At 72.4% G+C, this 24,352-nt stretch carries 23 protein-coding genes and 1 pseudogene; 14 read left to right on the forward strand and 10 right to left on the reverse strand.

Annotated elements, in window-relative coordinates:
• Positions 1-3: 3 nt before the first annotated feature.
• From ACFZDL_RS18890 to ACFZDL_RS18915, 6 genes are all read right to left on the reverse strand, one after another.
• Positions 4-1,293: a VanZ family protein gene (locus ACFZDL_RS18890; RefSeq protein WP_353588300.1), complete on the reverse strand. Its 1,290-nt coding sequence runs from the start codon at positions 1,291-1,293 to the stop codon at positions 4-6.
• A gap of 176 nt (positions 1,294-1,469) precedes the next feature.
• A complete protein-coding gene (locus tag ACFZDL_RS18895; protein WP_353588298.1) occupies positions 1,470-2,243 on the reverse strand; it encodes a succinate dehydrogenase iron-sulfur subunit in 774 nt (257 codons plus the stop codon).
• A complete protein-coding gene (sdhA, locus tag ACFZDL_RS18900) occupies positions 2,243-3,997 on the reverse strand; it encodes a succinate dehydrogenase flavoprotein subunit (RefSeq protein ID WP_353588297.1) in 1,755 nt (584 codons plus the stop codon). Before sdhA ends, ACFZDL_RS18895 begins: the two co-directional genes overlap by 1 nt.
• 24 nt (positions 3,998-4,021) lie before the next feature.
• A complete protein-coding gene (locus ACFZDL_RS18905; protein ID WP_319689691.1) occupies positions 4,022-4,492 on the reverse strand; it encodes a succinate dehydrogenase hydrophobic membrane anchor subunit in 471 nt (156 codons plus the stop codon).
• A gap of 5 nt (positions 4,493-4,497) precedes the next feature.
• Positions 4,498-4,878: a succinate dehydrogenase, cytochrome b556 subunit gene (sdhC, locus tag ACFZDL_RS18910; RefSeq protein WP_076972214.1), complete on the reverse strand. Its 381-nt coding sequence runs from the start codon at positions 4,876-4,878 to the stop codon at positions 4,498-4,500.
• A gap of 156 nt (positions 4,879-5,034) precedes the next feature.
• On the reverse strand, positions 5,035-5,577 hold the full coding sequence (locus ACFZDL_RS18915) for a 2-oxo-4-hydroxy-4-carboxy-5-ureidoimidazoline decarboxylase (protein ID WP_391191575.1): 543 nt from the start codon (positions 5,575-5,577) through the stop codon (positions 5,035-5,037).
• Positions 5,578-5,898: 321 nt separating this feature from the next.
• Here ACFZDL_RS18915 and ACFZDL_RS18920 point away from each other — a divergent pair, with 321 nt between their 5' ends.
• From ACFZDL_RS18920 to ACFZDL_RS18935, 4 genes are all read left to right on the forward strand, one after another.
• A complete protein-coding gene (locus tag ACFZDL_RS18920) occupies positions 5,899-7,605 on the forward strand; it encodes a glycoside hydrolase family 20 protein (RefSeq protein WP_353588296.1) in 1,707 nt (568 codons plus the stop codon).
• Positions 7,606-7,980: 375 nt separating this feature from the next.
• Positions 7,981-8,988 carry a DUF4328 domain-containing protein gene (locus ACFZDL_RS18925; RefSeq protein ID WP_353588294.1) on the forward strand — a complete coding sequence of 336 codons (1,008 nt, stop codon included), beginning with the start codon at positions 7,981-7,983 and terminating at the stop codon, positions 8,986-8,988.
• 55 nt (positions 8,989-9,043) lie between these two features.
• Positions 9,044-9,727 carry an RNA polymerase sigma factor gene (locus ACFZDL_RS18930; RefSeq protein ID WP_353588292.1) on the forward strand — a complete coding sequence of 228 codons (684 nt, stop codon included), beginning with the start codon at positions 9,044-9,046 and terminating at the stop codon, positions 9,725-9,727.
• Positions 9,727-11,064 (forward strand): hypothetical protein, encoded by a 1,338-nt coding sequence (locus ACFZDL_RS18935; protein WP_353588290.1) that lies wholly within the window; start codon positions 9,727-9,729, stop codon positions 11,062-11,064. The genes ACFZDL_RS18930 and ACFZDL_RS18935 overlap by 1 nt, the downstream gene beginning before the upstream one ends.
• Before the next feature lie 176 nt (positions 11,065-11,240).
• On the opposite strand, the gene ACFZDL_RS18940 is transcribed toward ACFZDL_RS18935, so the two are convergent.
• Complete coding sequence (locus ACFZDL_RS18940) at positions 11,241-12,125, reverse strand: L,D-transpeptidase family protein (RefSeq protein WP_353588288.1); 885 nt, start codon at positions 12,123-12,125, stop codon at positions 11,241-11,243.
• 167 nt (positions 12,126-12,292) lie between these two features.
• On the opposite strand from ACFZDL_RS18940, the gene ACFZDL_RS18945 reads away from it, so the two are divergent.
• From ACFZDL_RS18945 to ACFZDL_RS18955, 3 genes and pseudogenes are all read left to right on the forward strand, one after another.
• Positions 12,293-13,882 (forward strand): methylmalonyl-CoA mutase family protein, encoded by a 1,590-nt coding sequence (locus ACFZDL_RS18945; RefSeq protein ID WP_353588286.1) that lies wholly within the window; start codon positions 12,293-12,295, stop codon positions 13,880-13,882.
• 74 nt (positions 13,883-13,956) lie between these two features.
• A complete protein-coding gene (locus tag ACFZDL_RS18950; RefSeq protein ID WP_353588284.1) occupies positions 13,957-14,607 on the forward strand; it encodes a hypothetical protein in 651 nt (216 codons plus the stop codon).
• A gap of 2 nt (positions 14,608-14,609) precedes the next feature.
• Positions 14,610-14,786, forward strand: a pseudogene (locus tag ACFZDL_RS18955) (AzlD domain-containing protein); the annotation flags it as partial.
• A 16-nt stretch (positions 14,787-14,802) separates the two neighbouring features.
• Here ACFZDL_RS18955 and ACFZDL_RS18960 read toward each other — a convergent pair.
• Positions 14,803-15,534 (reverse strand): phenylalanine--tRNA ligase beta subunit-related protein, encoded by a 732-nt coding sequence (locus tag ACFZDL_RS18960; protein ID WP_353588282.1) that lies wholly within the window; start codon positions 15,532-15,534, stop codon positions 14,803-14,805.
• Between the two features lie 170 nt (positions 15,535-15,704).
• On the opposite strand from ACFZDL_RS18960, the gene ACFZDL_RS18965 reads away from it, so the two are divergent.
• Entirely contained in the window at positions 15,705-16,415 is a 711-nt protein-coding gene (locus ACFZDL_RS18965; protein ID WP_353588280.1) for a hypothetical protein, read from the forward strand.
• Here ACFZDL_RS18965 and ACFZDL_RS18970 read toward each other — a convergent pair.
• Positions 16,390-16,530 (reverse strand): SCO1431 family membrane protein, encoded by a 141-nt coding sequence (locus tag ACFZDL_RS18970; protein WP_353588279.1) that lies wholly within the window; start codon positions 16,528-16,530, stop codon positions 16,390-16,392. The two genes, ACFZDL_RS18965 and ACFZDL_RS18970, sit on opposite strands and share 26 nt — an antisense overlap.
• A 160-nt stretch (positions 16,531-16,690) precedes the next feature.
• On the opposite strand from ACFZDL_RS18970, the gene ACFZDL_RS18975 reads away from it, so the two are divergent.
• Entirely contained in the window at positions 16,691-18,121 is a 1,431-nt protein-coding gene (locus tag ACFZDL_RS18975; RefSeq protein ID WP_353588277.1) for an amidase, read from the forward strand.
• Here the strand turns inward: ACFZDL_RS18975 and ACFZDL_RS18980 are convergent.
• Positions 18,118-18,819 (reverse strand): FCD domain-containing protein, encoded by a 702-nt coding sequence (locus tag ACFZDL_RS18980; protein WP_353588275.1) that lies wholly within the window; start codon positions 18,817-18,819, stop codon positions 18,118-18,120. The genes ACFZDL_RS18975 and ACFZDL_RS18980 overlap by 4 nt on opposite strands.
• A 145-nt stretch (positions 18,820-18,964) precedes the next feature.
• Between ACFZDL_RS18980 and ACFZDL_RS18985 the strand changes: the two genes are divergently transcribed.
• From ACFZDL_RS18985 to ACFZDL_RS19005, 5 genes are all read left to right on the forward strand, one after another.
• Positions 18,965-19,480: a gluconokinase gene (locus tag ACFZDL_RS18985; RefSeq protein ID WP_353588273.1), complete on the forward strand. Its 516-nt coding sequence runs from the start codon at positions 18,965-18,967 to the stop codon at positions 19,478-19,480.
• Positions 19,481-19,531: 51 nt separating this feature from the next.
• A complete protein-coding gene (locus tag ACFZDL_RS18990; protein ID WP_353588271.1) occupies positions 19,532-20,929 on the forward strand; it encodes a gluconate:H+ symporter in 1,398 nt (465 codons plus the stop codon).
• 22 nt (positions 20,930-20,951) lie between these two features.
• Positions 20,952-21,737 (forward strand): SDR family oxidoreductase, encoded by a 786-nt coding sequence (locus tag ACFZDL_RS18995; RefSeq protein ID WP_353588269.1) that lies wholly within the window; start codon positions 20,952-20,954, stop codon positions 21,735-21,737.
• Between the two features lie 25 nt (positions 21,738-21,762).
• Positions 21,763-22,797, forward strand: a complete 1,035-nt coding sequence (locus ACFZDL_RS19000; protein WP_353588931.1) for an L-idonate 5-dehydrogenase — start codon at positions 21,763-21,765, stop codon at positions 22,795-22,797.
• A gap of 61 nt (positions 22,798-22,858) precedes the next feature.
• A complete protein-coding gene (locus tag ACFZDL_RS19005; RefSeq protein WP_353588267.1) occupies positions 22,859-24,331 on the forward strand; it encodes a CoA transferase in 1,473 nt (490 codons plus the stop codon).
• The last annotated feature ends 21 nt before the right edge of the window (positions 24,332-24,352 follow it).

The raw sequence follows: 24,352 nt of genomic DNA on the forward strand, positions 1-24,352 counted from the left end.
GGCTCAGACGCTGGTGAGCGTCTTCTGCCGCGGGTCGGCTGCCCTCACGGCGACGGGAGCGGTGCCGACGGGGGCGGGGATGGCGACGGGGGCGGGGGCGGCCACCGGGGTGCGGGGCCGCAGGGCGCGGGTGGGCGGCAGGGCCTCGTTGCGGAGCCCCGAGACGGTCTCGTGCGGGGCGAGGCCTTCGGGGTGCCGCAGCGTCCGCAGCCCGTAGGCCATCAGCATCGTGATGCCCAGCACGGCGACGAGTGCCTGCTCCGGCGAGGACGCCATGAGATACACCGCGTCCTCGCCGTCCGCCCGCCGGGCGGCGTCGATGAGGCCGGGCTCGAAGAGCAGCACCGCCGCCGCGAACGACAGCCCCGCCAGCAGCGGCAGCGCGGCCGCGCCGAGCACCAGCGCCCGTACGGCCGGCCGCCACAGGGGGAGCGCGCCGCCGTCCGAGGCCACCAGCCGCAGCCGCAGCAGCCGCTTGCCGGGCGTCGTCCCGGTCAGATACGGCAGGACGACGAACCACCCGGCGAAGGAAGCGAAGGGAACCCACGGAAGGAGGCCCGCCGCTCCGGCTCCGTGGCTCACCACGACGGCGAGAAGCGTCGCCGCCGCGTACCCGGCCAGGTCGACCACCAGCGCCGTCAGCCGCCGTCCGAACGGCACCGGGTGGCGCGCCAGCGCCCGTCCGTCCAGCGTCTCCAGCGTGGGCAGCCGCCGCGCCACGGGCCCGGCCAGGACCCAGCCGAGCAGCGCGCCCGAGGTGTTGACGATCAGGTCGTCCACGTCGAAGAGCCGGTACGGGCATGCGTACAGGCCCCACACCCCGCTCCACTGCGTCAGTTCGAAGAACAGCGAGGCGCCGAAGCCGAGGGCCGCGGTGGCCCGCAGCCCCTGCCGGAAGTGATAGCGGAGGAAGACCCCGAGCGGCAGGAGCAGCAGCAGGTTGAAGAGGGTGCCGGCGACGGCGGGGTTCTGCAGGACCAGCGCGTTGACGGTGACCTTGCCGTGCGCCTCCTTCCAGATGTCGCCGAAGGTGTTGCCCGGGATCAGCTGCGGGTCGGCGACCGCGGCGAATCCGGCGCACATGTCAGCGGACCGCCGGGGCAGTGGGACGACCGTCATGCAGAACGCGCTCAGCGCGTAGTACAGGAAGCCGTACAGCGACAGGGCCCGCCCCCGCGACATGACGCCGTGCCTGCGGTACAGCACGACGGCCGTCGGCAGGAACAAGGCCAGCGCGATGAGGGGGAACAGGGCCGCGGCGGTCTTGATCGGCAGCAGGTAGGCAGCGGTCATGCGGAGCACTATACACACCACGTATACACAGTGTGTATAGGTGCTGATGCGGGGTCCGGGCCTGGGGCGGTCGTGATCCCGCCCCAGGGCTCGTAGCCGGCACGCGATACGGCACAAACGGCGAGTGCCCCGCTTCCCGGAAGGAAGCGGGGCACTCGGCAGGCCCAGGGCAGGGATCAGAAGCGCCGCGTGATCAGCGCGCGCTTCACTTCCTGGATCGCCTTGGTGACCTCGATGCCACGCGGGCAGGCCTCCGTGCAGTTGAAGGTGGTGCGGCAGCGCCAGACGCCGTCCTTGTCGTTCAGGATCTCCAGGCGCTGCTCACCGCCCTCGTCGCGCGAGTCGAAGATGAAGCGGTGCGCGTTGACGATCGCCGCCGGGCCGAAGTACTGGCCGTCGTTCCAGAACACCGGGCACGAGGAGGTGCACGCGGCGCACAGGATGCACTTGGTGGTGTCGTCGAAGCGCTCGCGGTCCTCGGCGGACTGCAGGCGCTCACGCGTCGGCTCGTTGCCCGTGGTGATCAGGAAGGGCATCACATCGCGGTAGGCCTGGAAGAACGGCTCCATGTCCACGACCAGGTCCTTGAGGACCGTGAGGCCCTTTATGGCCTCGATCGTGATGGGCTTCTCAGGGTTGATGTCCTTGATCAGCGTCTTGCAGGCCAGCCGGTTGCGGCCGTTGATCCGCATGGCGTCGGAGCCGCAGATGCCGTGGGCGCAGGAGCGGCGGAAGGTCAGGGTGCCGTCCAGATCCCACTTGATCTTGTGAAGCCCGTCGAGGACGCGCTCCTTGGGATCGATGTCGATCTGGAAGTCCTCCCAGAACGCATCGGCGGCGACCTCCGGGTTGAACCGGCGGATCCGGAAGGTGACCGTGATCAGGTGCGAAGCGGTGGCCGCGGCCGCCTCCGGAGCCTCGGAGGGCTTGTCAAGCGTCGGGGTGCTCATCAGTACTTACGCTCCATCGGCTGGTAGCGGGTCTGCACGACCGGCTTGTAGTCGAGGCGGATGGACTCGGAACCGTCGGCGCCCACCTCGCGGTACGCCATGGTGTGGCGCATGAAGTTGACGTCGTCGCGGTTCGGGTAGTCCTCGCGGTAGTGGCCGCCGCGCGACTCCTTGCGGGCCAGGGCGGAGACGGCCATGACCTCGGCCAGGTCGAGCAGGTTGCCCAGCTCGATCGCCTCCAGCAGATCGGTGTTGAACCGCTTGCCCTTGTCCTGGACGCTGATGTTCTTGTAGCGCTCGCGCAGGTGGCCGATCTCCTCGACGGCCTCCTTCAGCGTCTGCTCGGTGCGGAAGACCATGACGTTCTTGTCCATGGTCTCCTGCAGCGCCTTGCGGACCTCGGCGACCCGCTCGCTGCCGGTCGCGCTCCGCAACCCCTCGACCTGGTCCTGGACGAGCTGGGCCGGGTCGTCGGGGAGCTCGACGAAGTCGCTCCCGGCGGCGTACTCCGCGGCGGCGATGCCGGCCCGGCGGCCGAAGACGTTGATGTCGAGGAGCGAGTTGGTACCCAGGCGGTTGGCGCCGTGCACGGAGACACAGGCGACCTCGCCCGCCGCGTACAGGCCCGGCACGACGGTGTCGTTGTCGGACAGCACCTCACCCAGGACGTTGGTCGGGATGCCGCCCATCGTGTAGTGCGCGGTCGGCTGGATCGGGATCGGGTCCGTGTAGGGCTCGATGCCCAGGTACGTCCGGGCGAACTCGGTGATGTCGGGCAGCTTGGCGTCCAGCTGCTCCGGCGGCAGGTGGGTGAGGTCCAGGTAGACGTGGTCGCCCTCGGGACCGCAGCCGCGGCCCTCCCGGATCTCGGTGTAGATGGAGCGCGAGACCACGTCGCGGGAGGCGAGGTCCTTCATGACCGGCGCGTACTTCTCCATGAAGCGCTCGCCGTCCTTGTTGCGCAGGATGCCGCCCTCACCGCGGGCGCCCTCGGTGAGCAGGATGCCCATGCGCCAGATGCCGGTCGGGTGGAACTGGAAGAACTCCATGTCCTCCAGCGGCAGCCCGCGCCGGTAGGCGACCGCCTGGCCGTCACCGGTCAGGGTGTGGGCGTTGGAGGTCACCTTGAAGAACTTGCCGCAGCCGCCCGAGGCGAAGACGACGGCCTTCGCCTGGAAGACGTGGAGCTCGCCGGTCGCCAGCTCGTACGCCACCACACCCGCGGTGCGCTTGACGCCGTCGACCTCGGTCAGCAGCAGGTCCAGGACGTAGAACTCGTTGAAGAACTCCACGCCCTCCTTGACGCAGTTCTGGTACAGCGTCTGGAGGATCATGTGGCCGGTGCGGTCCGAGGCGTAGCAGGACCGGCGGACCGGGGCCTCGCCGTGGTTACGGCTGTGGCCGCCGAAACGGCGCTGGTCGATGGTGCCGTTCGGGGTCCGGTTGAACGGCAGGCCCATCTTCTCCAGGTCGAGGACCGAGTCGATGGCCTCCTTCGCCAGGATCTCGGCGGCGTCCTGGTCGACCAGGTAGTCGCCGCCCTTGATCGTGTCGAAGGTGTGCCACTCCCAGTTGTCCTCCTCGACGTTCGCGAGGGCGGCGGCCATGCCGCCCTGCGCGGCGCCGGTGTGGGAGCGGGTCGGGTAGAGCTTGGTGAGCACCGCGGTGCGGCTGCGCTTCGTCGACTCGATGGCCGCGCGCATCCCGGCGCCGCCGGCGCCGACGATGACGGTGTCGTACTTGTGGATCTTCATGAGTGGATACCTCAGCCCCGGGGCCTAGCGGATGTTCGGGTCGAAGGTGAAGATCACCAGGGTGCCGAGCACAATGGTGAATCCTGCCGCCGTGTAGAGCAGCGCCTTCAGCCACAGGCGGGTGTTGTCCCGCTCCGCGTAGTCGTTGATGACCGTGCGCAGACCGTTCGCGCCGTGCAGCGTGGCGAGCCAGAGCATGATCAGATCCCATGCCTGCCAGAACGGCGAGGCCCAGCGGCCGGCCACGAAGGCGAAGCCGATCTTGGAGACGCCGCCGTCGAGGACCAGCTGGATCAGCAGGTGGCCCAGGACGAGCACGACCAGCAGGACGCCGGACAGCCGCATGAACAGCCAGCCGTACATCTCGAAATTGGTGCGGGTCGCCTTCGGCGTCTTACGGGTACGGGCGCGCGGCGGCTCGATGAGCGGCGCGGGGTGGTCCACGTCGTACGCGCGGACGCTGTCGTTCGCGGGGGTGGTGGTCTCGGCGGACATCTGCGTCAGCTCCCGAACAGCTCGCGCAGGGTGTGCTGCAGGACCGGGTAGAAGGCACCGGCCATCAGCACGACCCAAATACCGACGACGCTCCACAGCATCTGCCGCTGGTACTTCGGGCCCTTCGACCAGAAGTCCACGGCGATGACGCGCAGGCCGTTGAGGGCGTGGAACAGGATGGCGGCCACCAGGCCGTACTCCATCACGTTCACGATCGGATTCTTGTACGTCGCGACGACGTCGTCGTAGGCCTCAGGCGACACGCGTACAAGCGAGGTGTCCAGGACGTGGACGAACAGGAAGAAGAAGATGAGGACGCCGGTGACTCGATGAGCCACCCAGGACCACATGCCTTCCCGGCCGCGATACAGCGTTCCAGCCGGCACGGAAAACCCTCCGGAAACGGGGATTGGGGCCTGCCGGCTTCTGTCGGTCGGGCCCGGCCGGGTACGGTCCACCGGCCCTGGCCATCGTAGCGACGTGTTGTCGGTTCGCTCGCCCGGGGGGCTCCAGTGTGATCGATCAGGCACGCATGGCCCACGTCAGGCGGGGCGGAACCGCTTGATTCCGGACATCTGAGTTCGGCCCGCGATCAGCCGTACGAGTCGGCCGCGTGCGATGCGCCGCAGCTCCTCGGCTGCCTTGACCCGCTCGGCGTCCTTCTCGTTGTCCAGGCGGGCATGTATTTCGGCCAGCACCCGATTGCGCATTTCGTCGGGGTGCAGCCCGTCCAGGCAGATCACGAAGACATGTCCGAAGCGGCGCTCGTACTCCGCGTGGGCGGCCCGTAGCGCGGTGTGCGCGGCCAGCGCCCCCGCCCCGTCCATGGGGAGGTCGGCCGGCAGCTGTCCGACCACCGCCTCGTCGGCCAGGGCCTCGTCGAGGTCGGCGGGGGTGAGGTCATAGCTGGCCTCGTCGCCGGCCGCGAGCAGCGCGTCGAGGTCCGGATAGGGGCGGTGCGCCGCGAGTCGACGCGCCCAGCGTCGGCTGCCGCAGCAGGCGAGCAGGGCGTCCTCGGCGGCGCCGGCCGGGGCGGCGTTGAGGTGGTCGAGGCGGGCGGTGGACAGCTTGGGCTCCTTGGACACGCGTGTTCGACGGGGCGGTGCAAGGGGTGTGGGGCGGGAGGTAACGGGCGCAAGGGGTTGAAGTGGTGCGATCGGCAGTTCAAGGTAACGATATGTGTCAGTCGCTGTCCGGAGGATGTACGAAATTCACCCGGAAGTGGAGGTTTCGCGGAGTGCGGTGGACGCCACGGGGCCGGAACGGGAGGTCAGCGCGATGAGAGAGCTGAGAGAGGCGAGAGGACTGAGAGGCGTGGTCGAGCCAGGAGGCCTGAGGGAGCCGGGAGGTCTGCGGGGTTCGAGCGAGCCGGCAGGCCTGAGTGACGTCCGAGAGCGGCCCGTGCCATGGGATCGCCGTATATAAGGCGGCCAGGGCGACAGGCACCCGACCGCAGGACAGCCGGCGCGCGCACCCCCGCCGTCACGGCCGTCGCCGCAGCGGTCGTCACGGCCCTCGCCCTGGTCACCGGCTGCCAGCAGCAGGGCGGCGATGGCGGGCACCCGGCCACCACCAGCCACCGCCCGACCGGCACCCCCACCACCACGACCGGCCGCCCCCCGGCCACCCCGAGCCCCCGCCCCACCACCCGCTCGCCCCGGCCCCCGGCCAGCCCGACGGCCCTCCCCGCCGCGCCCCGCACCATCCCGTCCGTCCGGCACTTCGCCCCCGCGGCCGGCCCCGGCTGGCGGCCCGGCGCGGGCAGCCGCGTCGTCACCAACACACGCGGCCCGCTCGCCGACGAGGCCGCGCTGACCGCCCGTGAGCTGGGCCTTCGCGTCAGCTCCGGCCCCGCCCGCCGCGGCGACCTGGAGCTCGCGCTGAACCCCAAGCAGAGCGGCGGCGGCGAGGCGTACATCCTCACCGTGCGCGGCGGCCGGGCCCGGATCACCGGCTCCTCCGACGCCGGGGTCTTCTACGGCACCCGCACCGTCAAGCAGGCGCTGCGCTCCGGGGGCCGGGTGCCGCAGGGCGTCATCCGCGACGCCCCGGACCGCTCACAGCGCGGTCTCAACCTCGACATCGCCCGCAAGTACTTCTCAGCCTCCTGGATCGAGGCCCGGCTGCGCGAGATGGCCGACCTCAAGCTCAACCAGCTCGGTCTGCACTTCTCCGACGACCAGGCCTTCCGCATCCAGAGCAGCTCGCATCCGGAGATCGTCGCCCCGCAGCACCTCACCAAGCAGGAGCTGCGCCGGATCGTCGGCCTCGCCCAGAGCCTGCACATCACCGTCGTCCCCGAGATCGACTCGCCCGGCCACCTCGGCGCGGTCATCCGCGCGCACCCCGCGCTCCAGCTGCGCACCGCGAGCGGGGCCGCGTTCCGCGGCGCCGTGGACATCTCGAACCCGGTCGCCGGGCGCATCGTGGACGACCTGATGCGCGAGTTCGCGCCACTCTTCCCCGGCCGGTACTGGCATCTGGGCGGTGACGAGTACGGCGCGCTGATGTCACGGAACCCCGAGGCCACCTATCCGGCGCTGGCCACGGCCGCCCGGCTGGCCTACGGGCCGCGGGGGCGCATCCAGGACCTGGCCACCGCATGGCTCAACGCCCGCGCGGCCGTCGCGCGCGAGCTGGGCAAACAGCCCAAGGCGTGGAACGACGGCTTCTTCACCGGCGGCGTCGTCACCCCCGACCGCTCCATTCAGGTCGAGTACTGGACGGGCCGGGAGGGCGGGGCCCGGCCACCGGCGGAGTATCTGCGCGAGGGGCGCACGGTGGTGAACCTCAACGACGAATACCTCTATTACGTGCTGGGGCAGCCGAACAACTTCCTCTACCCGACGGGCGAACGTATATACGACGAGTGGTCCCCGGCGGTACTGCGCGGCACCAGGCCCGTACCCGACCCGGCGCTGACCGGTCCCGCCCGGGTGCAGGGGGCACGCTTCGCGGTGTGGTGCGACATCGCCGGTGCGCAGACCCAGAAACAAGTGGCCGACGGCATCAGGCTGCCGCTCGCGGCGCTGGCCCAGCGGCTGTGGGATCCCGGGAAGCCGCCCCTGAGCTGGAAGGATTTCACCGCGCTCAGCAATCGGCTGACGACATGAGCGACGCTGTACCCGGGACGCGATCCGCGGCGGTCCGCTGAACGGCCCCTGGCCCAAGGAAGGACGGTCGGGGCCGCCACCCCCCACAGGAGAGGCCCCGACCGTCGTCCGGGACGGGCCCGCGAAGGACCCGTACTCCCTACAGCGTCGCACGCCCCGAATACGTCACACCTCCCCTGGACCGGATCGTGACCGGACCGAGCGGCCCGGACCGTGTCCGAGGCCCGGTCCGGCTCTGGACGTGACCGGGTGAATCCCCGTAACGTGCAGGTCCGCGCTGTGGGCGCGGTGTGTTGTTTATTCCTTGCGTGGCCGAAAGGGGTCACGTTTTCAGGGGGACTTCAAAAAATGTATCCGTGTGGGAACTGCCGCGCCGTGGCCGTCGGCCCCGACGGGCGCTGCGCAGCATGCGGGACCTACCAGCAACAGCTCGACCAACCGCCGCCCCAGCAGCCTCAGCCGTATGCCCCGCCCCAGCAGGGGTCCATACCGGCCGCTCCGCCCCTCGCCTACCCGGCCGCCCCGGCCATGGGGATGCCGACCGGCGGGGTGGACCTGCGGCGCGGGCTGTCGACCACGCTGGTGGTGCTCTTCGGAGTGGCGATCCCCGCCCTCCTCTTCGTTTTCGTGGCGCGCGGTGACCAGTACGGCACCCTCGGGGACATCCTCGACGGCGGCCTGCTGAGCATGAGCAGTGAGGACCTCAGGAAGCTCGAGGACGCGGACGACGTCTACACGACCGCGGTGGTCCTCTACTTCTTCATCATGGTCGCGCTCGCCGTCGTATGGGCCGTCTGGTTCCGGCGGCTGCGGCTGAACGCCGAGGCGTTCGCCCCCGGGCAGCACCGGTTCGGCAGCGGCTGGGCCGCGGGTTCCTGGTTCACCCCGGTCGTCAACCTCTGGTTCCCCAAGCAGATCGCCAACGACATCTGGCGCGCCAGCTCCCCCCAGGGGCCGCACAACGTCCGCCGCGGACTGCTCAACGGATGGTGGGTGACGTGGATCGTCGCGGCCGTCACCAACGTCATCGGCACGCTCCGGTACAACGCCCTGCGGGGCAAGATGGAGTCCGCCGACTACAGCCCGAGCTATTCGGAAGTCAAGGGCGACCTCGACGACCTGCAGGGCATTCTCGCGATCGACATGTTCGCGACCGCCGTCCTCATCGCCGCGGCCGTCCTCGCGCTGCTGCTCGTCCGCCAGATCACCGCGATGCAGGAGCAGCGCGCCTCACTTCCGCCGCAGGCCGGCGGCCCCGCCCCGTACGGGACGCCGGGCGCCCCGTACGGCATGACCGCCCCGCCCTACGGCGCGCCGCCCACGCCTCCCTACGGGCCGCCGGGCCCGCCGAACCAGCAGTACCCGCCCTATGGCCACGGCTAGCCTCGGCTACGGCATCGCTGGACCTCCGTTTCTCCGAGTGGGGCAGGTAGAGGGCGTGCAGGGGGACGACGCGGAACTGACCGCCGCGGTGCGCGCGGCGCAGGACGGAGACGAGACCGCTTTCCGGACCGTGTACCGGGCGGTCCACCCTCGCCTCCTCGGGTACGTACGGACGCTGGTCGGCGACGGCGACGCGGAGGACATCACCTCCGAGGCGTGGCTGCAGATAGCCCGCGACCTGGCCAGGTTCAGCGGCGACGCCGACCGCTTCCGCGGCTGGGCCGCGCGCATAGCCCGCAACCGGGCGCTCGACCACATCCGGATGCGCGGGCGGCGCCCGGCGATCGGAGGCGACGAGACCGAACTCGAGGGCCGGGCGTCCGACGCGGACACGGCGGACCAGGCGCTGGAGGCGCTGGGCACCGGCCGCGCCCTCGGGCTCGTCGCCCAGCTGCCGCACGACCAGGCCGAGGCGGTGGTGTTGCGGGTGGTCCTCGGGCTCGACGCCAAGAGCGCGGCCGCGGTGCTCGGCAAACGCCCCGGAGCGGTGCGCACCGCCGCCCACCGGGGCCTGCGGCGTCTGGCCGACCTGCTCGACGCGGGGAACGGGGCCGAGCAAGGGGCACACGGGGTGCACGGGGCAGTCGATGGGGTGCCGCTGCAGCGGAAGTCACGGAGAGGGACCGCGAGGTCCGCCGGTGTGACGGATTCCGGCGCCCCGACGCAGAAGGACATGTGATGGCCGACGACCACCGCTACAGCTGGCTGGATGACGATGCGGCGGAGCGGTTGCTTCGTGGTGAGCCGGCCTGGGTGCCACCCAGCGACCCCGAAGGCGGGGAGAACGGCGGGCACAACGGCCGGTCGGACCAGTCGCGGAGCGAAGCGGAGCGGTTGGCCGCCGTCCTCAGCGCCGTGGCCGAGGTGTCCCGCCCCACAGCGGCGGACGGCACGGCCGACGGTCTGAAGCCCCTCCCGGGCGAGGAGGCCGCGGTGGCCGCGTTCCGCGCGGTGCGGGCCGAGCGGGCGGAGCGGGCGGGGAAGGCGGGCCGGATCGGCCGGGCGGCGGTACGGAGCGTACGGTTCGGCGCCGACGACGGCCCGGGGCCCCGTGGGACGTCCCGGGCGGCGCGGCCGTCGGACGGTCAGGCGCGGCTGCGCAGACCGCTGCACATGGGACTGGTCGCCGCGCTGGCCGGCTGCGCGCTCAGCGGATTCGCGGTCGCGACGGCCGCGGGCGTGCTGCCCTTCGGGCCGCAGGACAGCTCGCCGGGGCCCACGGTGAGCATGCCGGCCGACACCAGCGGGAAACCGGTCGGGCCCCGGATCTCGCCGGACGGCCGGACGCCGTCCGGAAACGGGGGATCGACCGACAACGATGCCAGTAGCGGGCCCCCGTACGGCTCCGGCGGCTCGCACACCTCACCCGGCCAGGGCCATGAGGGCGCGGGCGACGACGAGGGCGACACGGACGACAAGAAGAACAAGAACGAGGACGACTCCTCGGCGTCCGGTTCGAACCCGGGCAGCTGGGCGCTCAACGCGTGCCGCCAGTATCTGGCGGCGGAGAGCGGTGATGCCGCGGCCGTCGACGCCAAGAAGCTGGGCAAGCTGGAGGAGGCCGCGGGCAGCACGACCGGGATCCACGACTACTGCGTCCAGGTCGTCGACAACGGGGGCACCAGCGAGGGGATACCGCGCAGCGGCACCAACAACGGTGACAACGGCGACAGCAGCGACAGCAACAGCGGCGACAGCGGCCAGGGCGGCGACTCCGGCGGCGGCAACGACAGTGGTGGTGGAGACCAGGGAAAAGAGGACGGGGGCACAGGCACTGACAACGCCCCGGCGCCCCCGCCCCCACCGCCGCCCTCGTCCGACCCGTTGGACCCGTCCGACCCGACCGACCCGTCCGGCCCGTCCGGCCCGGTGACCGCCGACCCGACCTCGACCCTCGACAACGCGACCGAGAGCGCCGGGGACACCGCGGCCGGGGCCGCCGACGACATCGCCGGTGACAGCGCCGGGGACACCGTCGGCGGGGTGGTGGACGACGCCACCGGCTCGGCCCGCTGAGGTTCCGGACGCCGGGTGTGACGTTTTTTTCAGCGGTGACGCTGTAAGAAACGGGCCGACTGGTCATCGGCCGGCGCGCGGGAGCCGAGGTTCCCCCCGTACCGACGGCTCCGCGCATATGGCGCGGGCAGGGCACGTTCCCCCGGCCCTGCCCGCGCCCTTCTCTTTGCTTGGCCCTACTTGTAGACCACGACCTTGTCACCCGTCTGGACCTGGTCGAAGAGCTTGGCGATCTTCTCCTTGTCCCGGACGTTGACGCAGCCGTGCGAGGCGCCGCTGTAGCCGCGGGCGGCGAAGTCGGCTGAGTAGTGCACCGCCTGACCGCCGCTGAAGAACATCGCGTACGGCATGGGGGTGTGGTAGATCGTCGAGACGTGGTCGCGGCTCTTGAAGTCGACGTGGAACAGCCCTTCCCGCGTCGGGGTGTACTGCGAGCCGAACCGCACGTCCATCGCCGAGACGACCTTGCCGTTCACCATCCAGGCCAGTGTGCGGCTCGTCTTGCTGATGCACAGCGCACGCCCGGTCGTACAGCGCGGATCGGGCTTGGCGAGCGGGTTGGTGGTCGGCGGGTACAGCTCGTCGTGCGTGGGCCGCTCGGTGGCCGCGCGCAGCGAGTTCCAGGTGCGGCCGTCGACCGAGCCGGTGGCCGTCAGGCCGTGGCCGCGCTGATAGGCCAGGACCGAGGAGCGGGTGACCGTGCCGTAGTAGCCGGTCGGGTTCCGGCCGAAGAGACCGAGCGCGCGCAGCCGCGCCTGTAACTCGCGCACCCGCTCACTGCTCGTCCCGAAGGCGATCACGGCGGCGGGCGCCGGCGGGGCGGTCCGCCGCGGCGGCACGGCCCGGTGCGTGGGGCGCGGCTTGTACGACGGCTTGTGCCAGGTCCTGTGCGGCCGCGGCTTCGCCGGTGCCGCGTGCGCGGGCGCGCCATGGCTCGTACGCACCTCCGGCCTCGCGCGCGTGTGCCCCGTGTCGGCTCTCGGCTGCTCCTTGCACCCCGCGACCAGCGCCGCCACCACAGCCGTGGCGAGCGCCGTACGGGCCACCGATATCCGGTGCATCCTCCCCAACCCCCCAGTCCTGTCCCTGCCCCTTGGTGAATGTTCGCTGTTCGCTATCGCTATCCGTCTTCCATGTTTCCCGGGGCTGCCGCCCGGCGAACATCGGCGCATGCTGTGAGGAGAGCCACCTCAGTGGTGGACACCGGACCAGCAGGAGGCGTGAACCCATGGCGCGCGAGTCGGAGTCGGGTTTCCCCATCGAGCCGGTGTACGGGCCCGAGGCGCTGACCGGCTGGGACCCGGGGCAGGCGCTGGGCGACCCCGGCGCATACCCCTACACGCGCGGCGTTTATCCCTCGATGTACACCGGCCGCCCCTGGACGATGCGCCAGTACGCGGGCTTCGGCACCGCCGCCGAGTCCAACGCCCGCTACCGCCGGCTCATCGAGCACGGCACGACGGGCCTGTCCGTCGCCTTCGACCTGCCCACCCAGATGGGCTATGACTCCGACGCGCCGCTCGCCCACGGCGAGGTCGGCAAGGTCGGCGTGGCCATCGACTCCGTCGAGGACATGCGGACGCTGCTCGACGGCATCCCGCTGGACCGCGTCTCGACCTCGATGACCATCAACGCCCCCGCGGCCCTGCTGCTCCTGCTCTACCAACTCGTCGGCGAGGAGCAGGGCGTGGCGGCCCGGAACCTGACCGGGACCATCCAGAACGACGTGCTCAAGGAGTACATCGCGCGCGGCACCTACATCTTCCCGCCCGGCCCCTCGCTGCGGCTCGTCGCGGACGTCTTCAAGTACTGCGGCGCCGAGATCCCCCGCTGGAACACCATCTCCATCTCCGGCTACCACATGGCGGAGGCGGGCGCCTCGCCCGCGCAGGAGATCGCCTTCACGCTGGCCGACGGCATCGAGTACGTCCGTACGGCGCTGGCCGCGGGCATGGCGGTCGACGAGTTCGCCCCCCGCCTGTCGTTCTTCTTCGTCTCCCGTACGACGCTCCTGGAGGAGGCCGCCAAGTTCCGGGCGGCGCGCAGGATCTGGGCACGGGTCATGCGCGAGGAGTTCGGCGCCCGCGACCCGAGGTCGCAGATGCTGCGCTTCCACACCCAGACGGCGGGCGTCCAGCTCACCGCCCAGCAGCCCGAGGTGAATCTGGTGCGGGTCGCGCTCCAGGGGCTCGCCGCGGTCCTCGGCGGCACCCAGTCCCTGCACACCAACGCCTTCGACGAGGCCATCGCCCTGCCGACCGACAAGTCCGCCCGCCTCGCGCTGCGCACCCAGCAGGTGCTGGCCCACGAGACGGATGTGACCGCCACGGTCGATCCGCTGGCCGGCTCGTACGCCGTCGAGTCGCTGACCGACGCCGTCGAAGCCGCCGCCCTCGATCTGCTGCGGCGGGTCGAGGACCTGGGCGGCGCCGTGGCCGCCATCGAACAGGGCTTCCAGAAGGAGGAGATCGAGCGCAACGCCTACCGCATCGCCCAGGAGACCGACGCGGGCGAGCGGGTGGTCGTCGGCGTGAACCGCTTCCGGCTGGAGGAGGAGGAGCCGTACGAGCCGCTGCGGGTGGATCCGGCCATCGAGGAGCGGCAGCGGGACCGACTGGCGAAGCTGCGCGCGGAGCGCGACCGTACGGCGGTGAGCGCGGCGCTGTCCGCGCTGAAGAAGGCGGCCGAGAGCGAGGCGGGGGCGGCGAACGTCCTCTACCCGATGAAGGACGCGCTCGCCGCCCGCGCGACGCTGGGGGAGGTCTGCGACGCGCTGCGGGACGTGTGGGGAACGTATGTCCCCGCCGATGCCTTCTGACCGGGTCGCGGATTCTGGTCTACTTTCAGGACCGAGTTGAGGCCACAGGGTTCAGGACCACGGGGGGCGGGCCGATGAGGAGCGGATGGGCGCGGGGCGTCGCGGTGGCGGGGCTGTTGCTGACGGCGTCGGCGACCGCGGGGTGTGACGACGGCGGGAGCGACGGGGCGGGTGACCGGGGCGGCGCCATCGGGGGTGCCTTCGACCCGCCGAAGAAGGCCCCGTCGGCGAGCGGGGGCGGAGACGACGCGGGCGGCAGCGCCGGGGGCGGTGTGGTGAGCGGGCCGCCGGTGCGGTTCCTCCCGGTCGAGCGGAAGGAGCCCGGGGCCTGCCCGAGCGGTGCCGCCGACGCGTACACGGACACGCCGAAGGGGAAGACGGGCGGGACGAGCGAGGCCGGGCAGTCGTGCCTCTACGTCGATCCGGACGGCGGGATGACCGTGCGCAGCACCGAGTCGGCGAAGGCGACCTTCGACGCGCAGTACGCCCAGGGCTTCATCGTGACCATCGACCTCAACAGCGCGGACGCCGCGCGCTTCGGGGCGTTGTCGGGTGAGCTTGCCAAGCAGCAGGACCCGCGCAACCGGCTCGCGATGGTGCGCGGCGACAAGCTGCTGTCCGCCCCGACCGTCGCTGCCGCCATTCCCGGGGGCAAGGTGCAGATCAGCGGGTCGTTCAGCCGGGACGAGGCGGAGCGACTGGCCAAGGACCTCGGCGGCGGCTGAGCCTGTGCGCGCTGGTCGCCACCTCGTCCCTCACCGCCGACCACGCCTTCGCCGGCTGGGCCCGGCCCGCCGGGGTGCTGGTGGGCGGGGTACTGGCGGCCCGGCGGGCGCCGTTCCTCGCCGCGGTGGTGGCGGCAGCGGCGACCACCGGGGCGCTCAGGTGGTTCGGAGTGGACTGAGGCAGGGGTGGGGCCGTCAGCCCGTGACCGCCTGCGGCGCGCCCGTGACCAGCCGCGAGTGAATCCGTACGCCGGGGCAGGCGTCCTTCAGGGCCGCGGCGAGTGCGTCCCCGGCGGCGGTCAGGGCGGCGTCGTCCATCGGGCCGAGGGCGTCGAGGACGAACATGGCGCGGGTGGTGGCGTGGGTCAGCCGGGTGCGGGTGCACTGGCGCCAGTTCCAGCGGCGGCAGGTGACGCCCGCGTCGTCGCGCCAGACCACCTCGCCCGGCGCGGGGTGCTCCACGACGGCCTCGCCGCCGGCCGTGGTCTCGAAGGTCTCGTCGCCCTCGGCGCGCACCAGGCGCGCCGGTCCGGCGTAGTGGTCGAGGTCCTCGCCGCCGAGCGGCAGGACATGGGCGACGGAGATCGCGTTGTAGATGTCGGTGAGCCGGTCCACCCGGGGCAGCCCGGCCGCCGCCCGCCGCAGCAGCGCCTCCGCGCTGGGCCGCGTGCGCTGCGGCTTCGCGCCGAAGGCGCGGAACGCCTCGCGCCACGCGGCGATGTGCGGGTGCTGCTCCACGGCCCCGTCGCCCAGCAGCTCGCGCGCCGTGGCCTCCGCCGCCGAGAGCATGCCCTCGCTGATGTCGTCACTGGGGCCGGGGCGCAGCCCCTCGGCGGTGATGAGGAGCGCGCGGTAGTCGGGGCGCAGCGCGAGGACGGCGGGGTCGATGGTGGCCGAGTCGAGCCATTCCACCGCGTCGAGAGCCATGGCTTCAGATCTCCTGCGTAGTCCACTATGTCCAACGATGAAGTGCAGCATAGTGGACGCGGGGGTTCGTCCCAGGACTCGCGTCCCCGGGCAAGGTGGACTCAGGTCCACCCGAGGACGGCGGGCTCCCCACATGGTGGCGGGCGGCCCGACGCGGAATCCTCTAACACATGACGACATACACCGCCGGCCGTGGGCCGCACCGCAGCGAACCGACCGCCTCCGCCCCGCTCGCCGCGCCCGCCCCAGGCGCCGAGGTGCCGACCGGCCCGGACCCTATCGGCATGATCTCCCTGGACCTGGTCGACCGCGACCGGCCCGAGCCGTGGGTGCGTTCCAGGCCGTTCCGCGAGCTGACGGTCGACGTCCGCTACCCGGCCCGCGAGGTCGAGCGGTACGAGCGGATCCCGGGGACCTTCGCCCACCAGGACGCCCCGCCCGCGCTGGACCCCAGCGGCCCGCGGCCCGTGGTGCTCCACTCGCCCGGCGTCGGCGAGGCGTACGCGCCCAGCCCGCTCGCCGAGGAGCTGGCCTCGCACGGCTATGTGGTCGTGACCATCGTCCACGACGCACAGGCGGCCGAGCTCCCGCACGACCGGGTGGCGGACGTCCGGTTCGTGCTCGACCAGCTCATGTCGCTCGCCCCCGGCGTCCTGGACCTGACCAGGATCGGGCTGTTCGGACGGTCCGCGGGCTGCCTGGTGGACCTGGCGACCATGCACGACGACCCGAGGATCAAGGCGGTCGCCGATCTGGACGCGGAGCCGGCGGCGGCCGGGCCCGACGACCCGCGTACGCCGCTCGTGGCGTTCTTCGACCGCCGGCTGCGCGGCCGCGAGGAGGCGGCGCTCGCGGCTACAGCAGCCCGAGCTGGACGGTGAGCATCGCGATGCAGACGGTCAGGACCCAGCCGAGAACGGTCTCCAGCAGGCCGTCGTCTGACGGTCCGCCGGTCCGGGGCCGGAAACGGATGCGGCGTGCCGCGATGTCGGTCATGCGGGTGTCCTTCTCACTCAGCGATGATTCGGCATGAGGCAGCCGTCACCCCGCCCAGGGTGCGCACCAGCGTCCCGTGCGGTAAAGGGGGAGTGGCCGAACTCACGAGCACTGGTGCCGGCCCGTCGGGCGCGGGCGAAGCGAGTCGAGGAGGTCCGCCGTGACCAGCGTCATTCCGAAAGGTCTGAGCGAGCAGGTCCGCGCGCTGGCCGGCGGAGAGGTGTCCTCCCGCGCGCTGGTCGAGCGGGCGCTGGACCGTATCGCCGGGACACAGGGCACGCTCAACGCCTTCCGGCGGGTACGCGCCGAGGCCGCGCTCCGCGAGGCCGACGAGGCCGACCGGCTGCTGGCGGCCGGGCGGCGGCTGCCGCTGCTGGGGGTGCCGATCGCGGTCAAGGACGACACGGACGTGGCGGGCGAGCCGACCGCCTTCGGGTGCTGCGGGCAGTTCCCGCCCAAGACCGAGGACTCCGAGGCGGTGCGGCGGCTGCGGGCGGCAGGCGCCGTCATCGTGGGCAAGACCAACACCCCCGAGCTGGGACAGTGGCCGTTCACGGAGGGGCCCGCCTTCGGCGTGACGCGCAACCCCTGGAACCCGGACCACACCCCGGGCGGCTCCTCCGGCGGAGCCGCGGCCGCCGTGGCCGCGGGCCTGGTGCCCGCCGCGCTCGGCTCGGACGGGGCCGGTTCGGTCCGTATCCCCGCCGCCTGGACCCACCTGATCGGCATCAAGCCGCAGCGCGGCCGGATCTCCACCTGGCCGTACGCCGAGGCGTTTAACGGCATCACCTGCAACGGACCCCTCGCCCGCACCGTCGAGGACGCCGCCCTGCTGCTGCACGCGGCGACCGGCAACCGCCCCGGCGATCTGCACCAGCCACCGCCGGTGGACGTGCTCTCCGCCGTGCGCCGCGACCCGGGGCGGCTGCGCGTCGCGGTCTCCCTGAAGCCCCCTTTCACCGGCACGCCCAAGCAGCTCGACCCGGTCGTCCGGGCCGCCGTCCTGAGGATCGCCGAGCGGCTGACGGCCCTGGGCCACGACGTCGTGGCGGCCGAGCCGCGCTACGGGGTCGGGGTCGGCCTGTCCTTCCTGCCGCGGGCGATGGCCGGACTGTGGGAGTGGTCCGCGCACGTCCCGGACCGGGCCCTGCTCGACGTACGCACGCTCACCGCCGTCCGGCACGGCAGGCTCCTGGGCGGCCGGCCGCTGCGCCTGGCCCGGGCCGCTGAAGGGGCGCTGCGGCGCAGGGTCGGGGAGATCTTCTCGCGGGACGGCGACGGCGACGGCTTTGACGTGGTGCTCTCCCCGACGACCGCGACACCACCGCTGCGGATCGGTGCCATGGCCGAGCTGAACAGCTGGCACACCGACCGGGCGACGATCGCGGCCTGCCCGTACGCCTGGCCCTGGAACGTCCTGGGCTGGCCGGCCGTGAACGTACCGGCCGGATTCACCGGCGAGGACGGCGACCTGCCGCTGGGCGCCCAGCTCCTCGGCCCCGCCGACAGCGAGCCGCTGCTGATCTCGCTCGCCGCGCAGCTGGAGGCCGACCAGCGGTGGTACGAGCGCTGGCCGGCCGTACGTCCCTAAGGCGCCAGGATGTCCAGCTCCCGCAGCGCGCCGACCGTGATCTCCCGGGTGTACGCCTCCGCCAGCGCCGCGTCCCGCGCCCGTACGGCCTCGGCGACCCGCACATGCAGGGTGACCGCCTCCGGATCCGGGTCGGTGAACATCACCTGGTGCTCGGTGCGCCCCGTCAGCACCTCCGCGACCACATCGCCCAGGCGCGCGAACATCTCGTTGCCCGAGGCCTTGAGAATCACCCGGTGGAACGCGATGTCGTGCACGAGGTAGGCCGGCAGCTGCTGGCCGCGTGAGGTGGCCACCATGTTGAGGGCGTGCTCGGTGAGTTCGGCGCACTGCTCGGGGGTGGCGTGCTCGGCGGCCAGCGCCGCCGCGGCCGGTTCGATCGCCGAGCGCAGCGCGGTCAGCGAGCGCAGCTGGCGCGGCCGGTCGGAGCCCGCCAGCCGCCAGCGGATGACCTGCGGGTCGAAGACGTCCCACTCCTCGGCCGGGCGCACCGTGACCCCCACCCGGCGGCGGGACTCCACCAGGTGCATGGATTCCAGGACGCGCACCACCTCGCGTACGACGGTCCGTGAGACGTCGAAGCGCTTCTCCAGCTCATCCGTGCGCAGAACGGTGCCCGGCGGGTAGTCGCCTGATGTGATCGCGGGCCCGAGGGATGCCAGCACGCGTGCGTGCTGTCCCCGCCCCTGGTTGTCCATGGCCTCACCTTACGTGCCGAGCCGGTCCCTCAATTAAGTATGACTTTTAGGTCACGAACTCTTGAATACGTCGTACCTGTGGGGTTGAGTGTGCCGCGGCGCCGAGGTCGACGAAGACAGCGCCGGAGAAGACAGCGAGGTATCGATGCAGACCCCCCAGGTTGTCGTCGTCATGGGAGTGTCCGGCACGGGCAAGACCACGGTCGGCGAGCTGCTGGCCGCCGAGCTCGGCGTTCCGTACGCCGAGGCCGACGACTTCCACCCCCCGGCCAACATCGCCAAGATGTCGGCCGGTGTCCCGCTCGACGACGACGACCGCCGCCCCTGGCTGGACGCCATCGGCGCATGGGCCCACGACCACTCCGCGGGCGGCGGGGTGGTCAGCTGCTCCGCGCTCAAGCGCGCCTACCGCGACCGGCTCCGCGCCGCCGCCCCCGGCATCTTCTTCCTCCATCTCACCGGTGACCGCGATCAGATAGCGGAGCGGATGGAGGCACGCAAGGGCCACTTCTTCACCACCAAGATGCTCGACTCGCAGCTGGCGACCCTCGAGCCGCTGCAACCGGACGAGAACGGCGTCGCGGTGGACGTCACCCCCGATCCCGAGACCGTCACGGAGCTGTCCGTCGCCGCACTGCGGCGGTTCGAAGCCCAGCGGTAAACAAACGTACGGCCAAGGCATGGCCAAGACACGCACGCAAAGGAAGCCTCCGTGACCAGTCTCAGTGTCGAGACGCTGGCAGCGGACACCGTCGACCCGATCACGTCGGCAGGTCACGCCCAGCTGGGACTCGCCGTCCTCGTCGGCATCGCCGTCATCGTCCTGCTCATCACCAAGTTCAAGCTGCACGCCTTTCTGTCGCTGACCATCGGCTCGCTGGCCCTCGGCGCCGTCGCGGGCGCGCCGCTGGACAAGGCGATAGCCAGCTTCACGGCCGGGCTCGGCAGCACGGTCGCGGGCGTCGGTGTGCTGATCGCGCTCGGCGCGATCCTCGGCAAGCTCCTCGCGGACTCCGGCGGCGCCGACCAGATCGTCGACACGATCCTCGCCAAGGCGAACGACCGCACCATGCCGTGGGCGATGGCGCTGATCGCGGGGATCATCGGGCTGCCGCTCTTCTTCGAGGTCGGCATGGTGCTGCTGATCCCGGTCGTGCTGCTGGTCGCCAAGCGCGGCAACTACTCGCTGATGCGGATCGGCATCCCGGCCCTCGCCGGCCTGTCCGTCATGCACGGCCTGGTGCCGCCGCACCCCGGCCCGCTCGCCGCGATCGACGCGGTCAAGGCCAACCTGGGCATCACCCTGGCGCTCGGCGTGCTGGTCGCGCTGCCCACCGTCGTGATCGCCGGGCCGCTCTTCGCCCGCGTCGCCTCCCGCTGGGTGGACGTCACCCCGCCCGACCGGCTGATCCCGGCCCGCCCCTCGGAGGAGCTGGAGCGCCGCCCCGGGTTCGGGATCACCGTGGCCACGGTGCTGCTGCCGGTCGTCCTGATGCTCGGCAAGGCGCTCGTGGACATCGTCGTGGACGACCCGGCCAACGGCGTCCAGCGGGTCGCGGACGTCGTCGGATCGCCGCTGATCGCGCTGCTGGCGGCCGTCCTCGTGGGGATGTTCACGCTCGGCCGGGCGGCGGGCTTCGCCAAGGGCCGGCTGGCGTCCACCGTCGAGACCTCGCTCGCCCCCATCGCCGGAATCCTGCTGATCGTCGGCGCGGGCGGCGGCTTCAAGCAGACGCTGATCGACATCGGCGTCGGCCAGATGATCATGGACTTCTCCAAGGACTGGAACGTCTCCGCGCTGCTGCTCGCCTGGCTGATCGCGGTGGGCATCCGGCTGGCGACCGGCTCGGCGACCGTGGCCACCATCTCCGCCGCCGGTCTGATGGCCCCGCTGGCGGCCGATATGAGCAGCACGCACACCGCGCTGCTCGTCCTCGCCATAGGCGCCGGGTCGCTGTTCTTCAGCCATGTCAACGACGCCGGGTTCTGGCTGGTCAAGGAGTACTTCGGGATGAGCGTCGGGCAGACCGTACGGACCTGGTCGGTGATGGAGACCATCATCTCCGTCGTCTCGATCGGCTTCGTCCTGCTGCTCTCCCTGGTCATCTAGCACTCCGAGGGAACCCACGCCCATGACGACACATCCGCTCTTCGACATCGCGGGCCGCACCGCCCTCGTCACCGGCTCCAGCCGCGGCATCGGCCACGCGCTCGCCCGGGGCCTGCTGGAGGCGGGCTGCACGGTGGTCCTCAACGGCCGCGACCCGGAACGCCTCAAGGCCGCCGCGGCCGAGCTCACCGAGTCCGCCCCGCCGGCCGGGGCCGCCACCGTCCACACCGCCGTCTTCGACGTCACCGACGGCCCCTCCGTCACCGCCGGGGTCGCCGAGGTGGAGGAGCGGGTCGGCCCGCTCGACATCCTGGTCAACAACGCGGGCATGCAGAACCGTGCCCCGCTGCTGGAGTTCACCGACGAGGCCTGGCACCAGATCCTGGACACCAACCTCACCAGCGCGTTCCTGGTGGGCCGCGAGGTCGCGCGGCGGATGACCGAACGCGGCCACGGGAAGATCGTCAACATCTGTTCGCTGCAGAGCGAGGTGGTGCGCCCCGGCATCGCCCCCTACGCGGCGACCAAGGGCGCCCTGAAGATGCTCACCAAGGGCATGTGCGCCGACTGGGGCCCGTACGGAATCCAGGTCAACGGGCTGGGCCCCGGCTACATCGAGACGGAGCTGACCCGGCCGCTCGTCGAGGACGAGACGTTCAGCGCCTGGGTGCGCGGGCGGACCCCGGCGGGCCGCTGGGGGCGGACCGAGGATCTGGTCGGCGCGCTGCTGTATCTGGCGTCCCCCGCGGCGGACTTCGTGAGCGGGCAGATCCTTTACGTAGACGGCGGCATGACGAGCGTGCTGTGAGCACGGAGAGGTGTGGGTGGAGGACATGGTGCTTGGCTGTGTGATCCATGGGCAGGGCGATCTGCGGATCGACGAACTCCCCGAGCCGACCCCGGCTCCCGGGCAGGCCGTCGTCGCGATCCGCTACGGCGGCATCTGCGGCTCCGATCTGCACTACCACCGCCACGGCGGGGTCGGCGACTTCCGGCTGAGCGAGCCGATGGTGCTGGGCCACGAGGTCGTCGGCACGGTCGTCGGATACGGCGAGGGCGCGAGCGGACCCGCGCCCGGCACACCCGTCGCCGTCCACCCGGCCACGCCCTGCGGGGTGTGCCCCGAGTGCGCGGACGGCCGGGCCAACGTCTGCCGCGACACCCGCTATCTGGGCAGCGCCGCGCGGACCCCACACGTCCAAGGCGGCTTCGCGGGCCGTATAGCCGTCCCCGCCGAGCAGCTGCGGGCCCTGCCCGAGGGCCTTGACCTGCGCCGCGCCGCGCTCGCTGAGCCGCTGGCCGTCGCCCTGCACGCGGTACGGCGCGCCGGGGACCTCAAGGGCCGTCATGTGCTGGTCACGGGCGCCGGGCCGATCGGCTGTCTGGTCGTGGCCGCGGCGCGCGCGGCGGGCGCCGCGCGGATCACGGTGACCGATCTGCTGCCGCGCGCCCTGGAGTTCGCGGCATCGGCCGGGGCCACCGCCTGCGTACGGGCCGACGACCCGGCCGATCCGAACTGGCCGGACGGCGAGGTGGACGCCGCGATCGAGGCCTCGGGCGTGGCGGCCGGCCTCGACACGTGTCTGCGCCGGCTCCGGCGCGGCGGCGTCCTCGTACAGCTGGGCATGCTGCCCCCCGGGCAGAGCCCGATCGCGGGGAACCTGCTGGTCAGCCGGGAGATCGAGGTGCGCGGGGCGTTCCGCTTCCACGCGGAGTTCGACGACGCCCTGCGGCTGCTGGCGGCCGAGCCGTCCCTGGAGTCGCTGATCAGCGCGGTCCGGCCGGTACGGGAGTCGGCCGACGCCTTCGCCCTGGCCGCCGACCGCAGCCGCTCCTGCAAGGTGCTGCTGGAGTTCGGGGAGGAGTAGCGGCGGGCCGCGCCGCGCGCGGTCTTGAGGTGGGTCTTGCGGTGCCCCGCACAATGACTGCATGACGCACCGAATCGAGACCGCCGCCGGCGCCGACGCCGCGACCGCTCACGCGTGGACCGCCCTCGGGGGCGCCGCGGACCTGCTGGAGGAGGTCTCGTACGTCCCCGCCGACGGGGTCCTGCCCGCCCGTCTGCCCGTACGGGAGCTGGCCCGCGCCACCGTCGGAGCGTGCTCCCTGGCCGCCGCGGAACTCGCGGCGCGGCGGTCCCGGTCAGCGGTGCCCGCCGTACGGGTGGCGGAGGCCGCGGTCGCCACCGCGTTCGTCAGCGAGCGGCATCTGCGGATCGACGGCCGGAAGCCGGCGAACTTCGCGCCGCTGTCCGGCTTCTGGCGCGCGGCCGACGGCTGGGTGCGCACCCACGCCAACTACCCCCACCACCGCGCCCGCCTCCTGTCCGCCCTGGGCATCGCCGACGGGGACGACGAGGACGTCCTCGTCAAGCGGCTCGCGGAGGAGCTGGCGGCCCGCCCGGCCCGCGGGGTGCAGGAGACGGTCTACGGAGCGGGCGGCCTGGCCGTAGCGGTCGCGCCGCTCCCGCGGGCCGCCACCGGGGCCGCCGCGGAGAGCGCCGCCGCGGACACCGGTCCCGCGCTGCCCGGCCCCGCGCTGTCCGGTCCCCCGCTGGTCGAGTCCCGCCGCGTGGGCGACGCCGCCCCCGGCCCCCTGCCGCCCGCACCCCTTCCCGCGGGCGGCGTACGCGTCCTCGACCTCACCCGGGTCATCGCCGGGCCCGTGGCCACCCGCACCCTGGCGCTGCTCGGCGCGGACGTACTGCGCGTCGACTCCCCGCACCTCCCGGAGGACCCGGACGCCCACGCCGACACCGGCTTCGGCAAGCGGTCCACCCGGCTGGACCTCGGCGACCCCCGGGACCGGCGGACCTTCGAGGAACTGCTCTCCCGCGCCGACGCCGTGGTCACCGGCTACCGCCCCGGCGCCCTCGACCGCTTCGGCCTCGCCCCGGACGCCCTGCTGGAACGCCGCCCCGGACTCGTCGTCGCCCAGGTGTCCGCCTGGGGCTGGTCCGGTCCCTGGGCCCAGCGGCGCGGCTTCGACAGCCTCGTCCAGGCCGCGAGTGGCATCGCCGCCCTCGAAGCCGCCCCCGACGGCCACCCCGGCGTCCTGCCCGCGCAGGCCCTGGACCACGGCACGGGCTATCTGCTCGCCGCCGGGGTGCTGCGTGCCCTGACCGAGCGCCAGGACAGCGGCGGCGGACACCGGTTGCGCCTCTCCCTCGCCGCCACGGCCTCCTGGCTGATGCACGGCATCACCCCCGCCACCGGCATCACCCCCGCCACCGGCGACACCCCGCGCGGCGACACCTATGACGCCACCCCCTGGCTGACCGAGCGCCCCGCCCCGTACGGCCGGCTGCGCTACGCCCGCCCGCCCCTCGGCCACACCGGCGCCCCCCGCGACTGGTCCCACCCGCCCACCCCCTGGGGCACCGACGCCCCGGTCTGGCTCTGACCACCGGTCAGCGCGCCGCTC

Source organism: Streptomyces sp. NPDC007917, from assembly GCF_042959105.1.
GTDB lineage: Bacteria > Actinomycetota > Actinomycetes > Streptomycetales > Streptomycetaceae > Streptomyces.